The 17,633-nt window shown below is 66.6% G+C and carries 16 protein-coding genes; 8 read left to right on the top strand and 8 right to left on the bottom strand.

The genetic code is table 11. From position 1 onward, the window contains the following. On the top strand, window positions 1–1,947 hold a 1,947-nt coding region (locus GCN75_RS27935; RefSeq protein ID WP_152285254.1), incomplete at its 5' end, for an EAL domain-containing protein. Between the two features lie 17 nt (window positions 1,948–1,964). On the opposite strand, the gene thiL is transcribed toward GCN75_RS27935, so the two are convergent. Then, entirely contained in the window at window positions 1,965–2,945 is a 981-nt protein-coding gene (thiL, locus tag GCN75_RS27940; RefSeq protein ID WP_152285255.1) for a thiamine-phosphate kinase, read from the bottom strand. A gap of 88 nt (window positions 2,946–3,033) precedes the next feature. Here thiL and GCN75_RS27945 point away from each other — a divergent pair, with 88 nt between their 5' ends. Then, complete coding sequence (locus GCN75_RS27945) at window positions 3,034–3,627, top strand: hypothetical protein (protein ID WP_152285256.1); 594 nt, start codon at window positions 3,034–3,036, stop codon at window positions 3,625–3,627. Here the strand turns inward: GCN75_RS27945 and GCN75_RS27950 are convergent. Then, window positions 3,624–4,145, bottom strand: a complete 522-nt coding sequence (locus tag GCN75_RS27950; RefSeq protein ID WP_152285257.1) for a MarR family winged helix-turn-helix transcriptional regulator — start codon at window positions 4,143–4,145, stop codon at window positions 3,624–3,626. The genes GCN75_RS27945 and GCN75_RS27950 overlap by 4 nt on opposite strands. A gap of 125 nt (window positions 4,146–4,270) precedes the next feature. Between GCN75_RS27950 and GCN75_RS27955 the strand changes: the two genes are divergently transcribed. The 4 genes from GCN75_RS27955 to GCN75_RS27970 all read left to right on the top strand — a co-directional run bounded on the left by GCN75_RS27955 (window position 4,271) and on the right by GCN75_RS27970 (window position 8,784). After that, complete coding sequence (locus tag GCN75_RS27955) at window positions 4,271–5,458, top strand: MFS transporter (RefSeq protein ID WP_152285258.1); 1,188 nt, start codon at window positions 4,271–4,273, stop codon at window positions 5,456–5,458. A 40-nt stretch (window positions 5,459–5,498) separates the two neighbouring features. After that, the gene (locus GCN75_RS27960) at window positions 5,499–6,092 is read left to right on the top strand and encodes an SMI1/KNR4 family protein (RefSeq protein WP_152285259.1); all 594 of its coding nucleotides are present in this window, start codon (window positions 5,499–5,501) and stop codon (window positions 6,090–6,092) included. Next, window positions 6,076–6,273: a hypothetical protein gene (locus tag GCN75_RS27965; RefSeq protein ID WP_152285260.1), complete on the top strand. Its 198-nt coding sequence runs from the start codon at window positions 6,076–6,078 to the stop codon at window positions 6,271–6,273. The genes GCN75_RS27960 and GCN75_RS27965 overlap by 17 nt, the downstream gene beginning before the upstream one ends. A 192-nt stretch (window positions 6,274–6,465) precedes the next feature. Further along, window positions 6,466–8,784 carry an NADP-dependent malic enzyme gene (locus GCN75_RS27970; protein WP_131373471.1) on the top strand — a complete coding sequence of 773 codons (2,319 nt, stop codon included), beginning with the start codon at window positions 6,466–6,468 and terminating at the stop codon, window positions 8,782–8,784. A 53-nt stretch (window positions 8,785–8,837) separates the two neighbouring features. Here GCN75_RS27970 and GCN75_RS27975 read toward each other — a convergent pair whose 3' ends face one another. Further along, the gene (locus tag GCN75_RS27975) at window positions 8,838–9,707 is read right to left on the bottom strand and encodes a hypothetical protein (protein WP_152285261.1); all 870 of its coding nucleotides are present in this window, start codon (window positions 9,705–9,707) and stop codon (window positions 8,838–8,840) included. Window positions 9,708–9,776: 69 nt separating this feature from the next. Continuing rightward, on the bottom strand, window positions 9,777–10,613 hold the full coding sequence (locus GCN75_RS27980; RefSeq protein WP_152285262.1) for a universal stress protein: 837 nt from the start codon (window positions 10,611–10,613) through the stop codon (window positions 9,777–9,779). 45 nt (window positions 10,614–10,658) lie between these two features. On the opposite strand from GCN75_RS27980, the gene GCN75_RS29900 reads away from it, so the two are divergent. Next, the gene (locus GCN75_RS29900) at window positions 10,659–10,781 is read left to right on the top strand and encodes a hypothetical protein (protein ID WP_264372570.1); all 123 of its coding nucleotides are present in this window, start codon (window positions 10,659–10,661) and stop codon (window positions 10,779–10,781) included. A gap of 144 nt (window positions 10,782–10,925) precedes the next feature. On the opposite strand, the gene GCN75_RS27985 is transcribed toward GCN75_RS29900, so the two are convergent. Further along, on the bottom strand, window positions 10,926–11,945 hold the full coding sequence (locus tag GCN75_RS27985; protein WP_152285263.1) for a response regulator: 1,020 nt from the start codon (window positions 11,943–11,945) through the stop codon (window positions 10,926–10,928). Then, complete coding sequence (locus GCN75_RS27990) at window positions 11,942–15,295, bottom strand: MHYT domain-containing protein (protein WP_152285264.1); 3,354 nt, start codon at window positions 15,293–15,295, stop codon at window positions 11,942–11,944. Before GCN75_RS27990 ends, GCN75_RS27985 begins: the two co-directional genes overlap by 4 nt. 296 nt (window positions 15,296–15,591) lie before the next feature. Between GCN75_RS27990 and GCN75_RS27995 the strand changes: the two genes are divergently transcribed. After that, the gene (locus tag GCN75_RS27995; protein ID WP_152285265.1) at window positions 15,592–16,392 is read left to right on the top strand and encodes a class I SAM-dependent methyltransferase; all 801 of its coding nucleotides are present in this window, start codon (window positions 15,592–15,594) and stop codon (window positions 16,390–16,392) included. 6 nt (window positions 16,393–16,398) lie between these two features. On the opposite strand, the gene GCN75_RS28000 is transcribed toward GCN75_RS27995, so the two are convergent. Both GCN75_RS28000 and GCN75_RS28005 read right to left on the bottom strand, forming a co-directional pair. Further along, window positions 16,399–16,899 carry a hypothetical protein gene (locus GCN75_RS28000; RefSeq protein ID WP_152285266.1) on the bottom strand — a complete coding sequence of 167 codons (501 nt, stop codon included), beginning with the start codon at window positions 16,897–16,899 and terminating at the stop codon, window positions 16,399–16,401. Between the two features lie 58 nt (window positions 16,900–16,957). After that, the coding region (locus GCN75_RS28005) for a M56 family metallopeptidase (RefSeq protein WP_226941617.1) at window positions 16,958–17,633 on the bottom strand (676 nt) is incomplete at its 5' end.

The following is a 17,633-nucleotide window of genomic DNA, read 5'->3' on the forward strand; positions in this document are numbered from 1 at the left end:
CCGCTGGCCGCGCTGCCGGGCGGCCCCGCCCACCTGGCCACGGAAGTGACGGAGTGCGAGCTGGTGCGGCGCGACCTGAGCCTGGTGCCCGTGGAACTGGGCTGGCACTGGTACGCGCAGGCGCCCGTGGCGGGCGGGCCGGCCACGGGCGGCCTGCTGCTGATCGCCGTGGCGCGCGACATCAGCGAACGGCGCCAGGCGCAGGAACGCCTCAAGCACCTGGCCCATTACGATGGCTTGACGGGGCTGCCGAACCGCAGCCTGTTCTACCAGACGCTGGCCCAGGCCGTTGAACTGGCGCAGGAAAAAAGCTGGCGCATCGTGGTGCTGTTCATCGCCCTGGACCGTTTTAAAAGCATCAATGACACCCTGGGCGCGGCGCTGGGCGACGAGTTGCTGCGCCAGTTCAGCAACCGCCTGGTCGAATGCGTGCGCCTGCGCGATACGGTGGGTCGTCTGGGCAACGACGAATTCGCGCTGATCCTGACCATGAGCCGCAACCAGCAGGAGGCCGTGGCCGTGGCCAACCAGGTGCGCGAAGCCTTGCGCGCGCCGTTCGACTTGCGCGGCCACGCGGCCACCCTGACGGCCAGCATCGGCATCGCCATGTATCCGGACGACGCCACCGACCCGGAAACGCTGATCAAGTACGCGAATACGGCCATGGGCGGCGCCAAGCAGGCAGGGCGCGACGGCTACCGCTTTTTCACGGCCGGCATGAACGTGCAGGTGCTGGCGCGCCTGGACCTGGAACTGGCGCTGCGCCATGCGCTCGAACACGAGCAATTCATCCTGTATTACCAGCCCAAGGTGGACTTGCGCACGGGCCGCATCAGCGGCGTGGAAGCGCTGCTGCGCTGGCGCCGTCCCGGCTACGGCCTGGTGGCGCCGGCCGAATTCGTGCCGGTGCTGGAAGACACGGGCCTGATCGTACGCGTGGGCGCCTGGGTGATCCAGGCCGCCTGCCGCCAGATCGCCGAGTGGCGCGACAGCGAAGTGGGGGCCGTGCGCGTGGCGGTGAACGTGTCGAGCCGCCAGTTTGCCGAAGGCGACCTGGAAGGCGCGGTGACGCGCGCGCTGGCGCAGCATGGCGTGGCGCCGGAACTGCTGGAGCTGGAATTGACGGAAACGGCGCTGATGTCGAATGCCGAGCGCACCATCGTCGTGCTGGGCAAATTGAAGAAGATCGGCGTGAAGGTGGCCATCGACGATTTCGGCACCGGTTATTCGAGCCTGGCCTACCTGCAGCGCTTCCCCATCGACAAGCTCAAGATCGACATCGCCTTCGTGCGCAACATCACCAGCAACCCGAACGATGCGGCCATCGCGCTGGCCATCGTCAGCATGGCGCACAGCCTGAAACTGAGCGTGGTGGCCGAGGGCGTGGAGTCGCGTCCGCAGCTCGAATACCTGCGGCGCAACCGCTGCGATGAAATCCAGGGCTTTTATTTCAGCCGTGCCCTGCCGGCGCTGGAACTGGGGCAGATGATCGCCGCCGGCGCCGGCCTGCCGCCCGGCCACGACCCGGCCGCCCAGCCCGCGCAAACCCTGCTCATCGTCGACGACGACGTCAACGTGCTGTCGTCCCTGCACCGCCTGTTCCGCCCCGAGGGCTACCAGATCCTCACGGCCAGCACGCCGGCCGAAGGCTTCGAGATGCTGGCCCTGCACCGCGTGCACGTCATCGTCTGCGACCAGCGCATGCCCAGCATGAGCGGCACGGAATTCCTCAGCAAGGTCAAGGAGCTGTACCCGGAAACCATCCGCATCATTTTGTCCGGCTACACGGGCCTCGAAGCGGTGCTGGACTCGATCAACCGGGGCGCCATCTACCGTTTTTATACGAAGCCGTGGGACGACACCCAGCTGCGCGACAACATCCGCCTGGCCTTCCAGCACTACTGGATGGTGAACCAGCCGGGGCTGGCGCGCGTGACGGTGCGCTAGCGAAAGGCAGCGGAAAGTCAGTCGCTGAAGTGGTCGAACGACGACAGCTGCAGGTCCAGCGGCAAGCCTGCCGCATCGACCAGGCGCAAGCCGCTGCCGGCCTCGATGCGGCCCACGCGCGTGGCCGGCGTGCCGCAGCTGACCGCCAGCGCGGCGATGGCCTCGCGCGACGATGTCGGCGCCGTGAAGCACAGTTCATAGTCGTCGCCGCCGGCGGCCGTGTAGCGGCGGCGCAGGGCGGTGGCTTGCCGCGCCAGCACGGGGCCGGCCGGCAAGGCATCGACGTCGAGGGTGGCACCCACCCGCGACGCCTTCAAGATATGGCCCAGGTCTCCCGCCAGGCCGTCCGAGATGTCGATGGCCGCATGCGCGAGGCCCTGCTCGGCCAGCGCGCAGCCCAGCGCCACGCGCGGCGTGGGCGTGTGCATGCGCGCCGCTGCCGCCAGCAGGTCGGCGGCCGCCAGTTCCTGTTCCATGCGGTAGCCGGCCAGCGCCAGGCGCGCATCGCCCAGGGTGCCGCTGATCCAGATATCGTCGCCCGCCACGGCCGCGCTGCGGCGCAGGGCCTGGCCCGGCGCCAGCTCGCCAAACACGGTGATGCAGATGTTCAGCGGGCCCTTGGTGGTGTCGCCGCCGATCAATTCGCAATTGAATGCGTCGGCCAGCGCAAACAGGCCTTCGGCAAAGCCGGCCAGCCAGGCGCGCTCCGCTTGCGGCAGCGCCAGGGCCAGGGTAAATGCCACCGGGCGCGCGCCCATGGCGGCCAGGTCGGACAGATTCACGGCCAGGCTTTTGTGGCCCAGCATGCGGGCATCGGCGCCGGCAAAGAAATGCCGGTCCTCGACCAGCATGTCCGACGAGATGGCGATCTGCTTGCCGGCGCCGGGCGTGAGCAGCGCGCAATCGTCGCCGATGCCCAGGGTGGCGCGACCGGGGCGCTGGCGCACGAAGTATTGTTTGATCAGGTCGAATTCGGAAAGCGCGTCGTGTGGGGCCATGGTTCGTCTGCAGGTTGAGTAAGGGTGTGGCGCCACTATTATAGGCTGGCCTACAATGCCCGTCTTTGCCAGCCTTGTTCACTTTTCTATGCCCCTACACGATATCCACACCGTGCTGCAGTCGTATCTTGACGACGGCTGGCTGCGCGACCCGCAGGCCGTCGGCCTGGACACGTTTACGGAGCCGGAACTGCTGGCGCGCGGCTTTGATGAACTGTGCGACGGCGGCCAGCTGTGCCTGTATGAGGACGAACGTGACTTCCGCCGCGCCGGCCGCGCCGTGCAGGCCTCGTTCAAGGTGTATCTGCAGCAGGGCCGCTTGCACGCGAACGGGCTGGAGCTCGGCTATCAAGTGCGCCTGGCAGGCTTCCTGCGGGCGGCGCGGCGTCCCCTGCCGCCGTTCCGGCTGCTGCTGGAAAGTGACGCCCACAGCGGGGCGCTGCTGTTCGACAGCGGCCTGGTGCTGCAGTTCGCCACCAACCTGCGCGGCGCGGCCCGCCATTATTTCCTTACCCTCGTCGAGGGACAACTGCCCGATCCCGGCGCAGGCGACCTCGACCTGCGCGCAGCCAGCGAGGGCCACGTCCAGGCCCTGTACGGCCACTGTGCGCCGGAAGAATTGCAGCGCCAGGCAAGGCGCGGCCATGCTGCCCTGCGCGAACTGGCACGCGTGCTCGCCTAGCCCTTCTTCGCCTGCGCCATGCCCTGCAGCAGCTTAGCCAGCAACTGGTCGAGCTGGCGCTGCTCGTCCGCGCTGAGCGCCGACAGCATGGCGCGCTCGTTGTCCACATGCAGCAGCACCAGCCGTTCAATCAGTTCCAACCCCCTCTGTGTCAGGGCCACCAGCACGCCGCGCCGGTCCGACGGGTGCTTCTGCCGTTCGATCAGGCCTGCCGCTTCCAGCCGGTCGATGCGGTTGGTCATGCCGCCCGAGGACAGCATGGCCGCCTCGTACAGGGCCGTCGGCGTCAGGCTGTAGGGCGCGCCCGAGCGGCGCAAGGTGGCCAGCACGTCGAATTCGCCCGGTTGCAAGCCGTGTTCGGCGAACAGGGGGTTGAGCCAGTCGCGCGCCATCAGCTGCGCCACCGTGCCCAGCTGGCCCACCAGCTGCATGGCGCGGGTATCCATCTGCGGCAGTTCGCGCTGCCATTGAGCGGCGGCAAATTGCGCGCGCGTGTGTTCTTGCGGGGTATCTGTCATGGCACTATCCATTTATCTCGACATCAAGATACATTTCTATCTTTATGTTAAGATACTTTTCATCGAGTTATTTTATATGACGCATTAAACCATGTGCCTCCCAGCGAGGCAAGGACTACTCTCCCATGCCATCCGAACGCTCCGTCGCTTCCCCGTTTCCCTCGTCCGCCCTGCTGGTGGCCGCCATCATCCTGTTGGGCCTGAACCTGCGCCCCATCCTGGCCGCCATCGGCCCCCTGCTCGACAGCATCCAGGCCGGCACGGGCCTCAGCAATGCCGACGCGGGCTTGCTGACCACCGTGCCCGTGTTCGCCATGGGCGTGTGCGCGCTGGCTGGCGCGCAGCTGCAGCGCCGCCTGGGCGTGGCGCGCGGCATCGGCATCGGCATCGCCATCATCGCGGCTGCCTGCGCCCTGCGCTGGCCCCTGCACGGCAGCGGCGGCCTGATCGCCACGGCAGCCCTGGGCGGCCTGGGCATCGCGCTGGTGCAAGCCTTGCTGCCGGCCTTCATCAAGCGCCATTTTCCCGAACGGGCCGGGCAATTGATGGGTTTCTATACGACGGGCATCATGGGCGGCGCAGCCATTGCCGCTGCGTCCGCCTCGCCGCTGGCGCAATCGCTGGGTTGGCAGGCGCTGCTGGCGCTGTGGGCCTTGCCCGCCGTGGCCGCCGCGCTGCTGTGGCGCCGCGCATCGGCCGCGCGCGTGGAGGCAGGCAATGGCGCGGGCGCCAGCCTGCCCGTGGGCAGCCCCCGCGCCTGGCTGCTGATGGTGTTTTTCGGCATCGGCACGGGCGCCTACACCCTGGTGCTGGCCTGGCTGCCGCCGTTTTATACGGAACTGGGCTGGAGCGCGGCCCACAGCGGCTTGCTGTTGGGCGCCCTGACCCTGATGGAAGTGCTGGCGGGCTTGGCGGTCTCCAGCGTCATCCACCGCTTTCCCGACCGCCGCATCCTGCTGCTGTCCGTCTTGCTGGCCGTGCTGGCCGGCCTGGCTTGCCTGATCGTGGCGCCTGCGCAACTGGCGCTGCCCGCCGTGATATTACTGGGCTGCGGCATCGGTGCGCTGTTCCCCCTGTCGCTGATCGTCAGCATGGACCATGTGGCGGACCCGGCCGGCGCCGGCGCCCTGCTGGGATTCGTGCAGGGCGGCGGCTACATCATCGCCAGCAGCATGCCCTTCATTGCCGGCCTGATCCGCCAGCATTCGTCCAGCCTGGCCCAGGCGTGGATGGTGATGGCCGGCGGCGTCGTGCTCCTGCTGCTGATCGCCGTGCGCTTCGCGCCCGGTGCGCGGCTGACCCAATTCGATTAGCGTGCGCCTGCCGGGGGCCGGCAGCTGCTATATTTCGACCATGAACATCGTCGACCATTATTTGGCAGGATTGCGCCAGGCCATGCCGCCCGAGCCGCTGGCGGAGCTGGCGCTGGCCAGCGGCGCCAGCGCGGCGCAACTGGCCAGCCTGCGCCAGACGTATCCGCTGTGCCCGGACAGCCTGCTGTGCTTGCTGGGCCAGTACAACGGCACCTATTATCAGGAGTATGCGGGCGGCATGGTGCTGGTGTACATGCTGGGCTCGGACGTGTTCGAGTATCCGTATTACCTGAGTTCCGTCGAGCAGATCCTCCAGGATGGACAGGCGAACCAGCGCAGCATCGCCGACATCTACGGCCATTACCTGGACGACGATCCCGGCATCGTCGACGCCCGCATCGACGCCGGCATCCAGCAGGGCCAGCGCCTGTGTTTTTCGCACTGCATGAACAATGGCGGCTCGTCGCGGCTGTATATCGATTTCACGCCCGTGGCGTCGGGCACGGTAGGGCAGGTGGTGCGCTTCCTGCACGATCCCGATAGCTACCTGGTCATCGCCGACAGCTTCGACGCCTATCTGCGCATGCTGATCGATGACGGCTATGCCTTCCTGACCGATGAAAATTTTGAATAGCCGGGCCGCGCCGCCGTCCCTGCTGCCCGCCAACCGCCGCATCGTGCTGTCCGGCGAGGAGCAGATGCGCCGCATCCTGTCCGCGCCGTTCGACACCACCCTGGGCGCGGACGACATGGGCGATATCGAGCGCGCCGTCGCAGCGCTGCCGCTGTGGCGCGCCTCCGATATTCCATCATAAAAACTAATTGAAATCTAAAATTTGATAGTTTTTCCTGCTCAGGACGTTTGTGCTGCCGGACGGCCTTACAATGCTAGGTTATGCGTTTTCGTGATATCAGACTGTGGCTAGCGGAAAATACCTAGCTAATTGAAAGAATCGGTCTGATAAAATCCGGAACACCCGATCGACCAAACAGGAAGGCAGCACAGCATGGATTCGTCATCTGATAAAAAAGAAGAATTGCGTCAACAATTGCGCTTGGCCGCACTCGAGTATCACGAGTGCCCGCGCCCCGGCAAAATCAGCGTGACGCCCACCAAACAACTGACCAACCAGCGCGACCTGGCGCTGGCCTACTCGCCAGGCGTGGCGGCGCCGTGCGAAGAAATCGTCATCGATCCGGCCAATGCCTATAAATATACGGCGCGCGGCAACCTGGTGGCCGTCATCACCAACGGCACGGCCGTGCTGGGACTGGGCAATATCGGCCCGCTGGCCGCCAAGCCGGTGATGGAAGGCAAGGGCGTGCTGTTCAAGAAATTTGCCGGCATCGACGTCTTCGACATCGAGATCAACGAATCGGATCCCGACAAGCTGGTCGACATCATCGCTTCGCTGGAACCGACCTTCGGCGGCGTGAACCTGGAAGACATCAAGGCGCCCGAGTGCTTCTACATCGAGCGCCAGCTGCGCGACCGCATGAAGATTCCCGTCTTCCATGACGACCAGCATGGCACGGCCATCATCGTCGGCGCGGCCATCCTGAACGGCCTGAAAGCCGTCGGCAAGCAGATCGAGGATTGCAAGCTGGTCGTGTCGGGCGCGGGCGCCGCGGCGCTGGCCTGCCTGGACCTGATCGTCGACCTGGGCTTCCCGCTGAAAAACATCTACGTCACCGACCTGGCCGGCGTCGTCTACAAGGGCCGCACGGAACTGATGGACCCGGACAAGGAACGCTTCGCGCAAGACACGCCGTTGCGCACCCTGGCCGAGATCATCCCGGACGCCGACATTTTCCTCGGCGTGTCCGCCGGCGGCGTGCTGAAACAGGACATGGTGCGCAAGATGGCGCCCAATCCATTGATCCTGGCGCTGGCCAACCCGAATCCGGAAATCCTGCCGGAAGAAGTCAAGGCCGTGCGCAGCGACGCCATCATCGCCACAGGCCGTTCGGACTATCCGAACCAGGTCAACAACGTGCTGTGCTTCCCGTACATCTTCCGCGGCGCCCTCGACTGCGGCGCCACCACCATCACGCGCGAGATGGAAATCGCCGTCGTGCACGCGATCGCCGACCTGGCGCATGCCGAGCAGTCGGACATCGTCGCTACCACCTACGGCATCAGCAACCTGTCGTTCGGCCCTGAATACCTGATCCCGATGCCGTTCGATCCGCGCCTCCTGATCAAGATCGCGCCAGCGGTGGCCAAGGCAGCCGAGGATTCGGGCGTGGCCACGCGTCCGATCAAGGACTTGCAAGCGTACGCGGACAGCCTGCAGCAATTCGTCTACCGCAGCGGCACCTTCATGAAGCCGCTGTTCCTGATGGCCAAGTCCACGCCGGCCGACCTGAAACGCATCGTCTACGCCGAAGGCGAAGAAGAGCGCGTGCTGCGCGCCGTGCAAGTGGTGGTCGATGAAAAACTGGCGCGTCCTATCCTGGTGGGCCGTCCGCCCGTGCTGGAAGCGCGCATCCAGAAGTTCGGCCTGCGCCTGAAGCAGGGCGTCGACTTCGACGTCATCAACCCGGACTTCGACGAGCGCTATCGCGATTACTGGAATACGTATTACGACATGACCAGCCGCAAGGGCGTCACCGAGGAATACGCGAAGCTGGAAATGCGCCGCCGCCATACCCTGATCGGTTCCATGATGATCCACAAGGGCGACGCCGACGGCATGATCTGCGGCACCTTCGGCACCACCCAGCTGCACCTGAAATACATCGACCAGGTGCTGGGCAAGCGCGCCGGCAGCAATGTCTACGCCGCCATGAACGTGCTGATCATGCCGGAGCGCCAGCTGGTGATGGTCGACACGCACGTCAACGAAAACCCGGACGCCGACCAACTGGCCGAGATCACCATCATGGCCGCCGAAGAGATGACCCGCTTCGGCCTGTCGCCGCGCGCGGCCCTGCTGTCGCACTCGAACTTCGGTTCCAGCGACAGCGCCTCGGCGCAAAAGATGCGCGCCGCGCTGGCCATCATCAAGGAACGCGCGCCGGACCTGGAAATCGACGGCGAGATGCATGGCGATACGGCCCTCGACAGCAAGCTGCGCCACAAGCTGATGCCGAACTCGGACCTCAAGCACGACGCCAACCTGCTGGTCATGCCGAACATCGAGTCCGCCAACATCGCCTACAACCTGGTCAAGACGGCGGCCGGCAACGGCATCGCCGTGGGCCCGATCCTGCTGGGCTGCGCCAAGCCCGTGCACATCCTGACGCCATCAGCCACCGTGCGCCGCATCGTCAACATGACGGCCCTGTGCGTCGTCGACGCCGTGGCACAGCGCAAAGCCTAAGGGTTTAGCTGCCGCCTGAAAGCCGCGCCATCCGCAAGGAGGCGCGGCTTTTTTTACATGGGCGGCACGGGCAGGGCCGCGGCGGGCGGATGGCGGCGCAGGTAGTAATGGCGATACAGCAGGATCTCGCCCCATACCAGCAGCAGCGCGGCCAGCGCGAACAGGGCCAGCGTGATCTTGAGCGAATTGAAATAGGCGCCGGCCTGCCGCTTGATGGCGTCGATGAAAATCATCGGCACCGACTTGTCGAGTTTGCTGAAATCGGCATGGCGCGCCACGTCGGTGGTCAGGCGCACGGCCAGGTCGGTGCCCAGCGCGGCCAGCTCGCTGGTCGCCTGGCCACGGAAGTTGGCACCCTTGAGCGCGTCGCCAAGCACGCCGACCCTGGTGATCAGTTGTTCCTGCAGCACCTGCGTCAGCAGCACGCTACCGCGGCGCAGAATGAATTCATTGATCCAGCGCGCTTTGCTGCGTTCCCAGTAACTGTCTGACGTGGGGCGGTAATACATGCCTTGCACGAAGGGCTCGAGCAGGCTGCGCACGCTGATGGGCTGGCCCGGGGCGATCAGCTTGACCTGCTGTTCCAGGTAGACGCGCAGCGCCGGCATCTGCGCCTCGAACACGGGCTGCACGTCGCGCTCGAGTGCCTGGTTGACGACGCGGTGCACGCTGTGCACGGCGCCCAGGCCTGCGCCGAGGAGCGGCAGCGCGAGCAGGATCAGTACATAGCTGAGCTTGGCTGCCACATGCCAGGCGGGGGGACGGCGCACCAGCAGGCATTTCCTGGCCAGCTGGTAGCAGATGCCGACCGCCAGCACGAAGCCGGCCGCACTGCACAGCAGCATCCACGGCAGGGCGCTCCACAGCAGTTCGCCGCCGAACGGCGCCAGGCCATTGCCCCAATTGGCGAGTTGTTGATTCATGTACATTGCCTTGATGTGGATAAACAGGCAAGTATACCCATTGTGCAACGACAGGGAGCACGCCTGGCGTCAGTGCGCCATCAGCACGGGCAAGGTCATCTGGCGCAGCACCGTTTCCGTCACGCCGCCCAGCAAAATTTCGCGGAAGCGCGCGTGGCCGTAGCCGCCCATCACCAGCAAGTCCGCATGTACTTCGGCGGCCATGGCCAGCAGCGCGGCGCCGATGTCGCCCGGGGCAACGGCGGGGCGCACTTCGACGGGCACGCCATGGCGGCTCAGGTAGGCGGCGATGTCGGCACCCGGATGGCGGGCCGGCTGCGCATGGCCGGCGGGCGGGTGCAGCAGGGCCAGCACCACCAGGCGCGCTGCGCGCAGCAGGGGCAGCGCGTGGCCGATGGCGCGCGTCGCTTCCATGCTGCCATCCCAGGCCACCACCACGGTGTTGTCCACTTGCGCGAATTGGCCGCTGCGCGGCACGATCAGCACGGGACGGGCCGCGTTCAGCATCACGTACGGCACCAGGTCGCTCATGGCGCCGGGCAGCGCTTCGCCGGCGTCGTGCTGGCTGAGCACCGTCAAGTCGCTGTAGCGGGCGCTGACGGCCATGCCGCCGTCTTCGTCGTCTTCGATCAGGCGCCGTTCCAGCGAGACGGCGCCGGCCTGGCGCGCCAGCGTTTCAAACTGGTCGAGCGCCTGTTCCGCCTGCCCGTGCAGGGCCGAAATCTGCGCCGCCACGGCCGCGCCGCGCATGCCGCGGTTGTTTTCCAGGTAAAAGCGCGACATGCCCGTCATCGCCGCGCCGATCAGGTGCGCCTGGTGTGCGTGCGCCAGCCGCGCGGCGATGGCGATGCGCTGGGGCGCATGGCGCGACAGGTCGGCGTGCACCAGGATGGATTTGTAGGCCATGTCGTCACTCGCTAGTCAGGATGGCAACAAGGCTAGAACGGCAACATGGGCAAGTCCAGCATTGCCGTGCTGGGCGGGGATTTTCTTTTGCGGGGCTTGATGTGGGTCAAAAAAACACAGGCCGCAGCCATCTGCAAGGCCATGACCAGGAAATTGCGAGCTGTTTGATGTGCATCAAAATGTCTGGCCCCCAGCCACCGATAATGGCATTGAACTCCTTGCTCTCCCAGTGGTCTGCATCGGCGCCGGCGCCATCTGTCCGGCACTTGCTTGTGTGACGCAACAACGCTGGCCGTGGCGGGAGTTCACTCTTCACGCCAGCGCGTGGTGTTCCCCTTGCTCCGCCCAGCGCAGCCGGATGGCGTCGATGGCCGGCAACTGCTGCACGAACAGGTCCACCAGTGCGCCGTCGAAATGCAGGCCCTTTTGCTGCTGCAGATAGCCGACGGCATCCGTGACCGGCCAGGCGCGCTTGTACGGGCGCACCGAGGTCAGCGCGTCGAACACGTCGGCCACGGCAACGATGCGGCCCGCCAGCGGGATCGCTTCGCCCGCCAGGCCGCGCGGATAGCCGCTGCCATCCCATTTTTCATGGTGCGACAGGGCGATCTCGCGCGCCAGCGCCAGCATGCCGCCGCCCGCATGTTCGCCGATGATGTCGGCGCCGATGCTCGCATGCGTCTGCATGACGGACCATTCGTCCGCGTCGAGCTTGCCCGGCTTTTGCAGGATGCGGTCGGGAATGCCGATCTTGCCCACGTCGTGCATGGGCGCCGCGTGCAGCAGGTCGTCCGCGGCCGCTTCGTCCAGGCCGGCAGCCACGCCCAGCACGCGCGCGAAATGGCTCATGCGGATCACGTGCAAGCCCGTTTCATTGTCCTTGTACTCGGCCGCCAGGCCCAGACGCTGGACGATCTGCAGCCGCGTTTCCTTCAATTCATCGATGCGCACCAGCGACAGGTGCGTGCGCACGCGGGCGCGCACGATGGCGGGGCTGAGCGGCTTGGTGATGTAGTCGACGGCGCCCGCCTCAAAACCGCTCAGTTCGTCGCGCATGTCGTTCAGGGCCGTGACGAAAATGACGGGAATGGCGGCCGTCAGCGGTTCCGCTTTCAGCTGGCGGCAGGCGTCGTGGCCGCTCATGCCCGGCATCATCACGTCGAGCAGGATCAGGGCGGGGCGTTCCTGCCGCGCCAGTTCCAGCGCCCGCGCGCCATCCTTGGCGAACAGCAGTGCGTAGTCGTTCTGCAATATCTGGCGCAGCAATTGCAAATTGGCCGCTTCATCGTCGACGATGAGGAGGACGGGCCTGGCGTGGCGTGGCGCATTCATGGGAGCTCCGGTGTCAAGGTGTGCAGCAAGTCGTGCAATAGCGACTGTGCCAGGGGGAAATCGAAGTCGTCGATGGCATGCCGCAGCGGCGCCAGCGCGGCCCCCTGCGCACCCATGGCGTGCTGCAACTGCGCTTGCGCCACGTCATCGAGTTCGCCGTGCTGCAAGGCATGCAGCAGGGCCTTGGCCGCTAGCCGGGCGGCGGGCGCGTCGATGGCGCTTGCCGTTGCCGCGTGCGCCACAGGCGGCGCCAGCCGGGCGATGGCGGCCAGGGCTTCCGGCCATTGCGTCAGCAGGGCGCCCAGGGTCTCGCCCAGCTGTTGCGGCGAGGCGGGGCCGGGGCTGGCGCACGCCTGTTCCAGCGCCGCCAGGCTGGCGGCCAGCTGTTCGAGGCCGAGGTTGGCCGCCACGCCGCGCAGTTTGTGGCTCTGTGGCAAGAGCGCCGCGTGGTCGCCGGCCTCGATGGCGGCCAGCAGGGCCGGCGGCAGGCGCGGATGCTCGCTGCCGAAACGGGCCAGCGCCGCGTGGTAGGCGCTGTCGTTGCCGGCCCAGCGCTGCAGGGCGCCCGCATGGTGCAGCACCCGTCCGCCAGCGGCCGGCGCCGCTTCGTGGCCGTCGTCGGTCGCTTCCGCCGACAGGCCCAGCACGCGGGCGATTTCCTGCGACAGCGCTTGCCACTCGACGGGCTTGGTGGCGAAGCCGTCCATGCCGGCCGTCAGCGCCGCCTTGCGGTGCGCATCGAGTACGCTGGCCGTCATGGCGATCACGGGCACGCGGGGACGGCCATCGCGCACGGCGGCGGCACGGATGGCCAGCGTGGCGGCTAGCCCATCCATGCGCGGCATTTGCAAGTCCAGCAGCAGCAAGTCGAAATCGCCGTGCTGCGCCAGCAGCAGGGCTTCCTCGCCATCGCTGGCCGTGGCCACCGTATGGCCGCGCTTGCCCAACAGTAAGCACAGCAGTTCCAGATTCTGCGGCACGTCGTCGGCGGCCAGCACGCGCAGGGGCGGCAGGCGCACGCTGCGGCGTTCGCTGGCGGGCAGCGCTGCCTGGCGTGCCGGCAACAGGGGCAGCATCACCTGGAACAGGGTGCCATGCGGCAGCACGGCATCGGCCCAGATGCGCCCCTGCATCAAGGTCACCAGCTGCTTGCTGATGGTGGTGCCCAGGCCCGTGCCGCCAAAGCGCCGCGTGGTCGAGGCATCGGCCTGCACGAACGGCTCGAAGATGGCGTCGCGCCGTTCCGCGGCGATGCCGATGCCGCTGTCCTGCACCAGCAGGTGCAGCTGGCCGTCCTGCAGGCGGGCGGCCAGGCTGACGGCGCCGCTGGCCGTGAATTTGATGGCGTTGTCGAGCAGGTTGCCCAGCACTTGCCGCATGCGCAATTCGTCGCCATGCAGCATGGCCGGCAGTTGCGGGTCGTACTGCACTTCCATGCGCAAGCCCTTGGCGCGCGCAGCGATGCCATACGTGGACGCCAGTTCGTCGACCAGCGCCAGCAGGCTGTAGTCGCGCAACTCCAGCACCATGGCGCCCTTGTCCAGCTTGGCCGTATCGAGCACTTCGTTGAGCAGGCGCAGCAGCGAGCGGCCCGACTGGCGCACGGTATCGAGGTGGCGCCGCTGTTCCGGCAGCAGCGGCGAGTCGAGCAGCACGTCCGTGAAGCCGAGGATGGAATTCATCGGCGTGCGGATTTCATGGCTCATGTTGGCGACAAAGCTGGCGCGCGTGGCGGCCGCCAGCTCCGCTTTTTCCTTGGCCATGCGCAAGTCTTCCTCCATTTGCCGCCGTTCGCTGATGTCGAGGATGACGCCGTCGACCCAGCGCACGGCGCCCGCCGCGTCGTGCACCACGGTGCCCCGCTCCCACAGCCAGCGCGCCGTGCCATCGGCACGCAGCAGCCGGTATTCGAGCAGGTAGGGCTCGCCGCTGGCAACGCTGCGGTTGAAGACCTCGATGACGTAGGCGCGCTCTTCGCTGGCGATCAGGCCCGTGATGGTGCGGCGCGGCGCGGCGCCCAGAAAGTCGGCGGGCGGATAGCCGGTGACCGCTTCCACGCCATCGCTGATGAACAGCATGGGCTGGTTTTCTGCCGTGGTGCAGCGAAACGCGATGCCGGGCAGATTGCCGATCAGCGAGCGCAGCTGCTGCTCGCTTTCGCGCAGGGCGGCCAGCATGGCGCGCCGTTCGCTGATGTCCGTAATGAACAGCACATATAAATCCTGGTCGGCCAGGCGCGCGCTGGCCATCGAGCGCTGCACGGCGACCGGCACGCCATCCTTGCGCACGTAGACGATTTCCTCGCTGGTGTGGGAAGCCTCGCCTTCGCCCGTGCGCAGGTGGTGCAGCAGGCCGTGCTGTTCCGACTGGCGCACGTCGCTGACCAGCAGGCTGACATGGCGGCCCACGATTTCCGCCTGCCGCCAGCCCAGGATGCGCTCGGCGGCGCCGTTGAAATCGACGATGCTGCCGTGCCGGTCGATGGTGATGACGCCGTCGACCGTGCTTGTCAGCAGCGAGCGGGTCCAGTTCTCGCTCTGGTTCAGGTGGCGAAACAGTTCGCGGTAGCGCAGGATGCCCACGGCCGAGGCGACGAGGATCGTCAGGGCGATGGTGAGCAGGGTCACGCTGATCACCAGCATGGGCCGGTTGGCATCGGCATCATTGCCTGGGGGAATCGTCCCCACGAAGCGGGCGGCCTGCATGCCCATGTAATGCATCCCAGCAATTGCACACCCCATGACGCCAGCGCTGATCAAGGTGCGCCGCGAGGCAGACAGGCTGCCGCTCCAGCCGCGCAGGCCGAAGCGTACCCACAGGGCCACGGTGGCCAGCGCCACGGCAACGCACAGCGACAGGGCGAACAGCAGCGGGTCGTAGCGCAGCGACAGGCCCATGCGCATGGCGTGCATGCCCGTGTAATGCATGGCGCCGATGCCCAGGCCCACGAGCAGGCCGCTCCGGAGCAGCAGCGGCGCCGTGACGGCGCGCCGGCTGATGGTGGCCAGGGCCACGAACGAGGCGGCCACGCTGGGCACGATGGACAGCAAGGTCAGGCCCGGCGCGTAGGCGACGCTGGTGCCCAGCTCGAACGCCAGCATGCCGATGAAATGCATGGCCCACACGCCGCAACCCAGCGCCAGGCTGCCGGCCAGCAGGCACAGCAAGTGCAAGCGGCGGCTGATGCTGGCCTGCGCGCGGCTGTACGCCGTCATCTGGAAGGCCATCCACGACGTGAAAATGGCGATTACCAGCGACAGCAGCACCAGGCCTGGTGCATGCTGGCCGTGGTGCTGCAGTGCCGGGTCGGCGGGAATATGGAACAGGTGCTGGAAGCTGGCAGGTATCATCGTAGGAAACAGGTGGCGCCTCGTGGCACTGGCGTCGCCGCCGGCCGCCGTTGCGGGTGATCGATGCGAATTACCTTACCAGATTTCCGGAAACAAATATCTTAATTGTAATTATTTTGCCTGTCGTGCAAGCCCCGGGGCGGCGGGCAAGGCCAGGCAAGCGTTGCTGTTCCCCATGGCAGCGGCCCTGCCGCAAAAGAAGTTGCAACTGAGAATTGTGTGGTTTTTTTGCAAAGTGCGACGTCTTGCCGGGCGGCATGCTACATTCGCGTCCTGTTTTTTCTGAAAGGATGACGATGCCTTCAAGTCACAACTTCTTGCAGCATAATCAGCAAGCCTGGGATGCCCAGGCGGCACGCAACAGTCCGTGGTCGCAGCCCGTCGACAGCGCCACCGTCGCCGCGGCGCGCGCCGGGCAGTGGCAGATCCACCTGACGCCCGGCCCCCTGCCGGCCGGCTGGCTGGACGCGGTGCATGGCAAGCGCATCCTGTGCCTGGCCGGTGCCGGCGGGCAGCAGGCGCCCGTGCTGGCTGCCGCCGGCGCCCACGTCACCGTCTTCGATCTGTCTGAACAGCAACTGGCGCAAGACCGCATGGTGGCCGAGCGCGACGGCTTGCAGTTACGCACCGTGCAGGGCGATATGCGCGACCTGGCCTGTTTTGCCGACGCCAGTTTCGATGTCATCGTGCATCCCGTGTCGAACCAGTACGTGCCCGATATCGGTCCCGTGTGGCGCGAATGCGCGCGCGTGCTGGCCGATGGCGGCGTGTTGCTGAGCAGTTTCTTCAATCCGGCCGTGTTCATCGGCGACCGCGATCCGCAATGGGCACAGCAGGGTTTGATACGGCCCCGTTTCGTGCTGCCGTACTCGGATGTGGAGGATATGGAGGCCGAGGCGCTGGCGGCGCGCATGGCCAAGGGGGAGGCGCTGGTCTTCGGCCATGGACTGGACAGCCAGATCGGCGGCCAGCTGGCGGCGGGTTTCGTGCTGGCGGGTTACCACGAGGAAATGCATCCCCACCCGCGCTTTGAAATTGAAAAATACCTGCCCAGCTTTATCGCCACGCGCGCCGTCAGGCTGGCCCGCGCGGCCTAGCCGTTGTCAGTTGTAGGGCTGCAAGTCGAGCCAGACGGCATACGACAGGCGCTTGCCATTCCACAGGCCGCCGCCGCGGATGACGGCGTCGCACGAGGTCAGCTGACCCACCAGGTCCTGGCGGCCCAGGTTGCGGCGCAGGCGCAGCGCGTCGTTGTGCGACAGGTAGCCCACCAGCTGGCCATCGATGAAGACGGCGATGGCCTTGTCCTGGAACGGGTTGGCGTCGTCGCAGACGAGCAGGGCCAGGCATTTTTCTTCCGCATTGCCGAGACCATGCTCGCCCGCCAGTCTGGCGATGGCGGGTTGGTACATCGATTCGTTTTCCACTTCCGACGCAAAGCGGCCCTCGTCGCGCCAGTGGTGCGCGGGCGCGCCCGCCGGGATCGCCGGCACGTACTGGCGCACCGACATGAGCGGCTTGTGCAGCGGTTTGGCGGGCGTGCGGCCACTGAAGACGTAGTACAGCAGGGCGATGACGATCACGATGGCAAGCAGGTAAAGCATGGTATCTCTCTGATTTCGGATGGGGGAGCCGCGGGCGCGCCGCGCGGCGCTGCCGCTACTATAGCAAGTTCGCCGCCTGCGCCCGGGTAAATCTGGCCATGATGCGGCGGCGCCGCCGCAGCGCCAGCGGGTCGCTCGCCACGATGGGCGAGGCGCCCGTCAAGCCCGAATAATACTGGCCGTGCCGGCGCAGGACGGTGGCATAGTCGCGCAGCGCGTGGCCGTGCGCCAGCATGCGCGCGTCGCAATCGACCTCGATGGCAAAGCGCAGCCGGTGCAGCTGCCACCACAGGGGCAGGTTCCACGGCATCAGAATAATCAAGGCGTACGCCAGGGCCAGCAACTGCGGGTCGCGCGCGGCCAGCCTGCATTGCGCGTGCGCCAGCAGCAGCGCCTGTTGCTCGTGAGGAGTCAGTTGCAGCCAGACGGGCATCACGATGCGGGGCCGCAGCAGCCCCGCCACGCAGGGGCCGATGCCGCCGCTCAGGTACACGGGCATGCCCAGCAAGGTGGCTTTTTGCCAGCGGCGCTGGTGCGACAGCAGCCAGAGGCTGCGCAGCGCCAGCAGAATCAGCATGCCGCTCGATAACATGAACCAGCCCAGCTTCAGCTGCGCCTGTTCCGCCGGCATGGCCGCCAGCACGCGGGGCAGCCATGCCAGGGGCAGCAGGACGGAGGCGGCGATGGCCGCCAGCCACAGCCAGCGCGTCGCGCGCCCGCGCCCCTGCCGCACG

Source organism: Janthinobacterium violaceinigrum, from assembly GCF_009208555.1.
GTDB classification, from domain to species: domain Bacteria; phylum Pseudomonadota; class Gammaproteobacteria; order Burkholderiales; family Burkholderiaceae_D; genus Janthinobacterium; species Janthinobacterium violaceinigrum.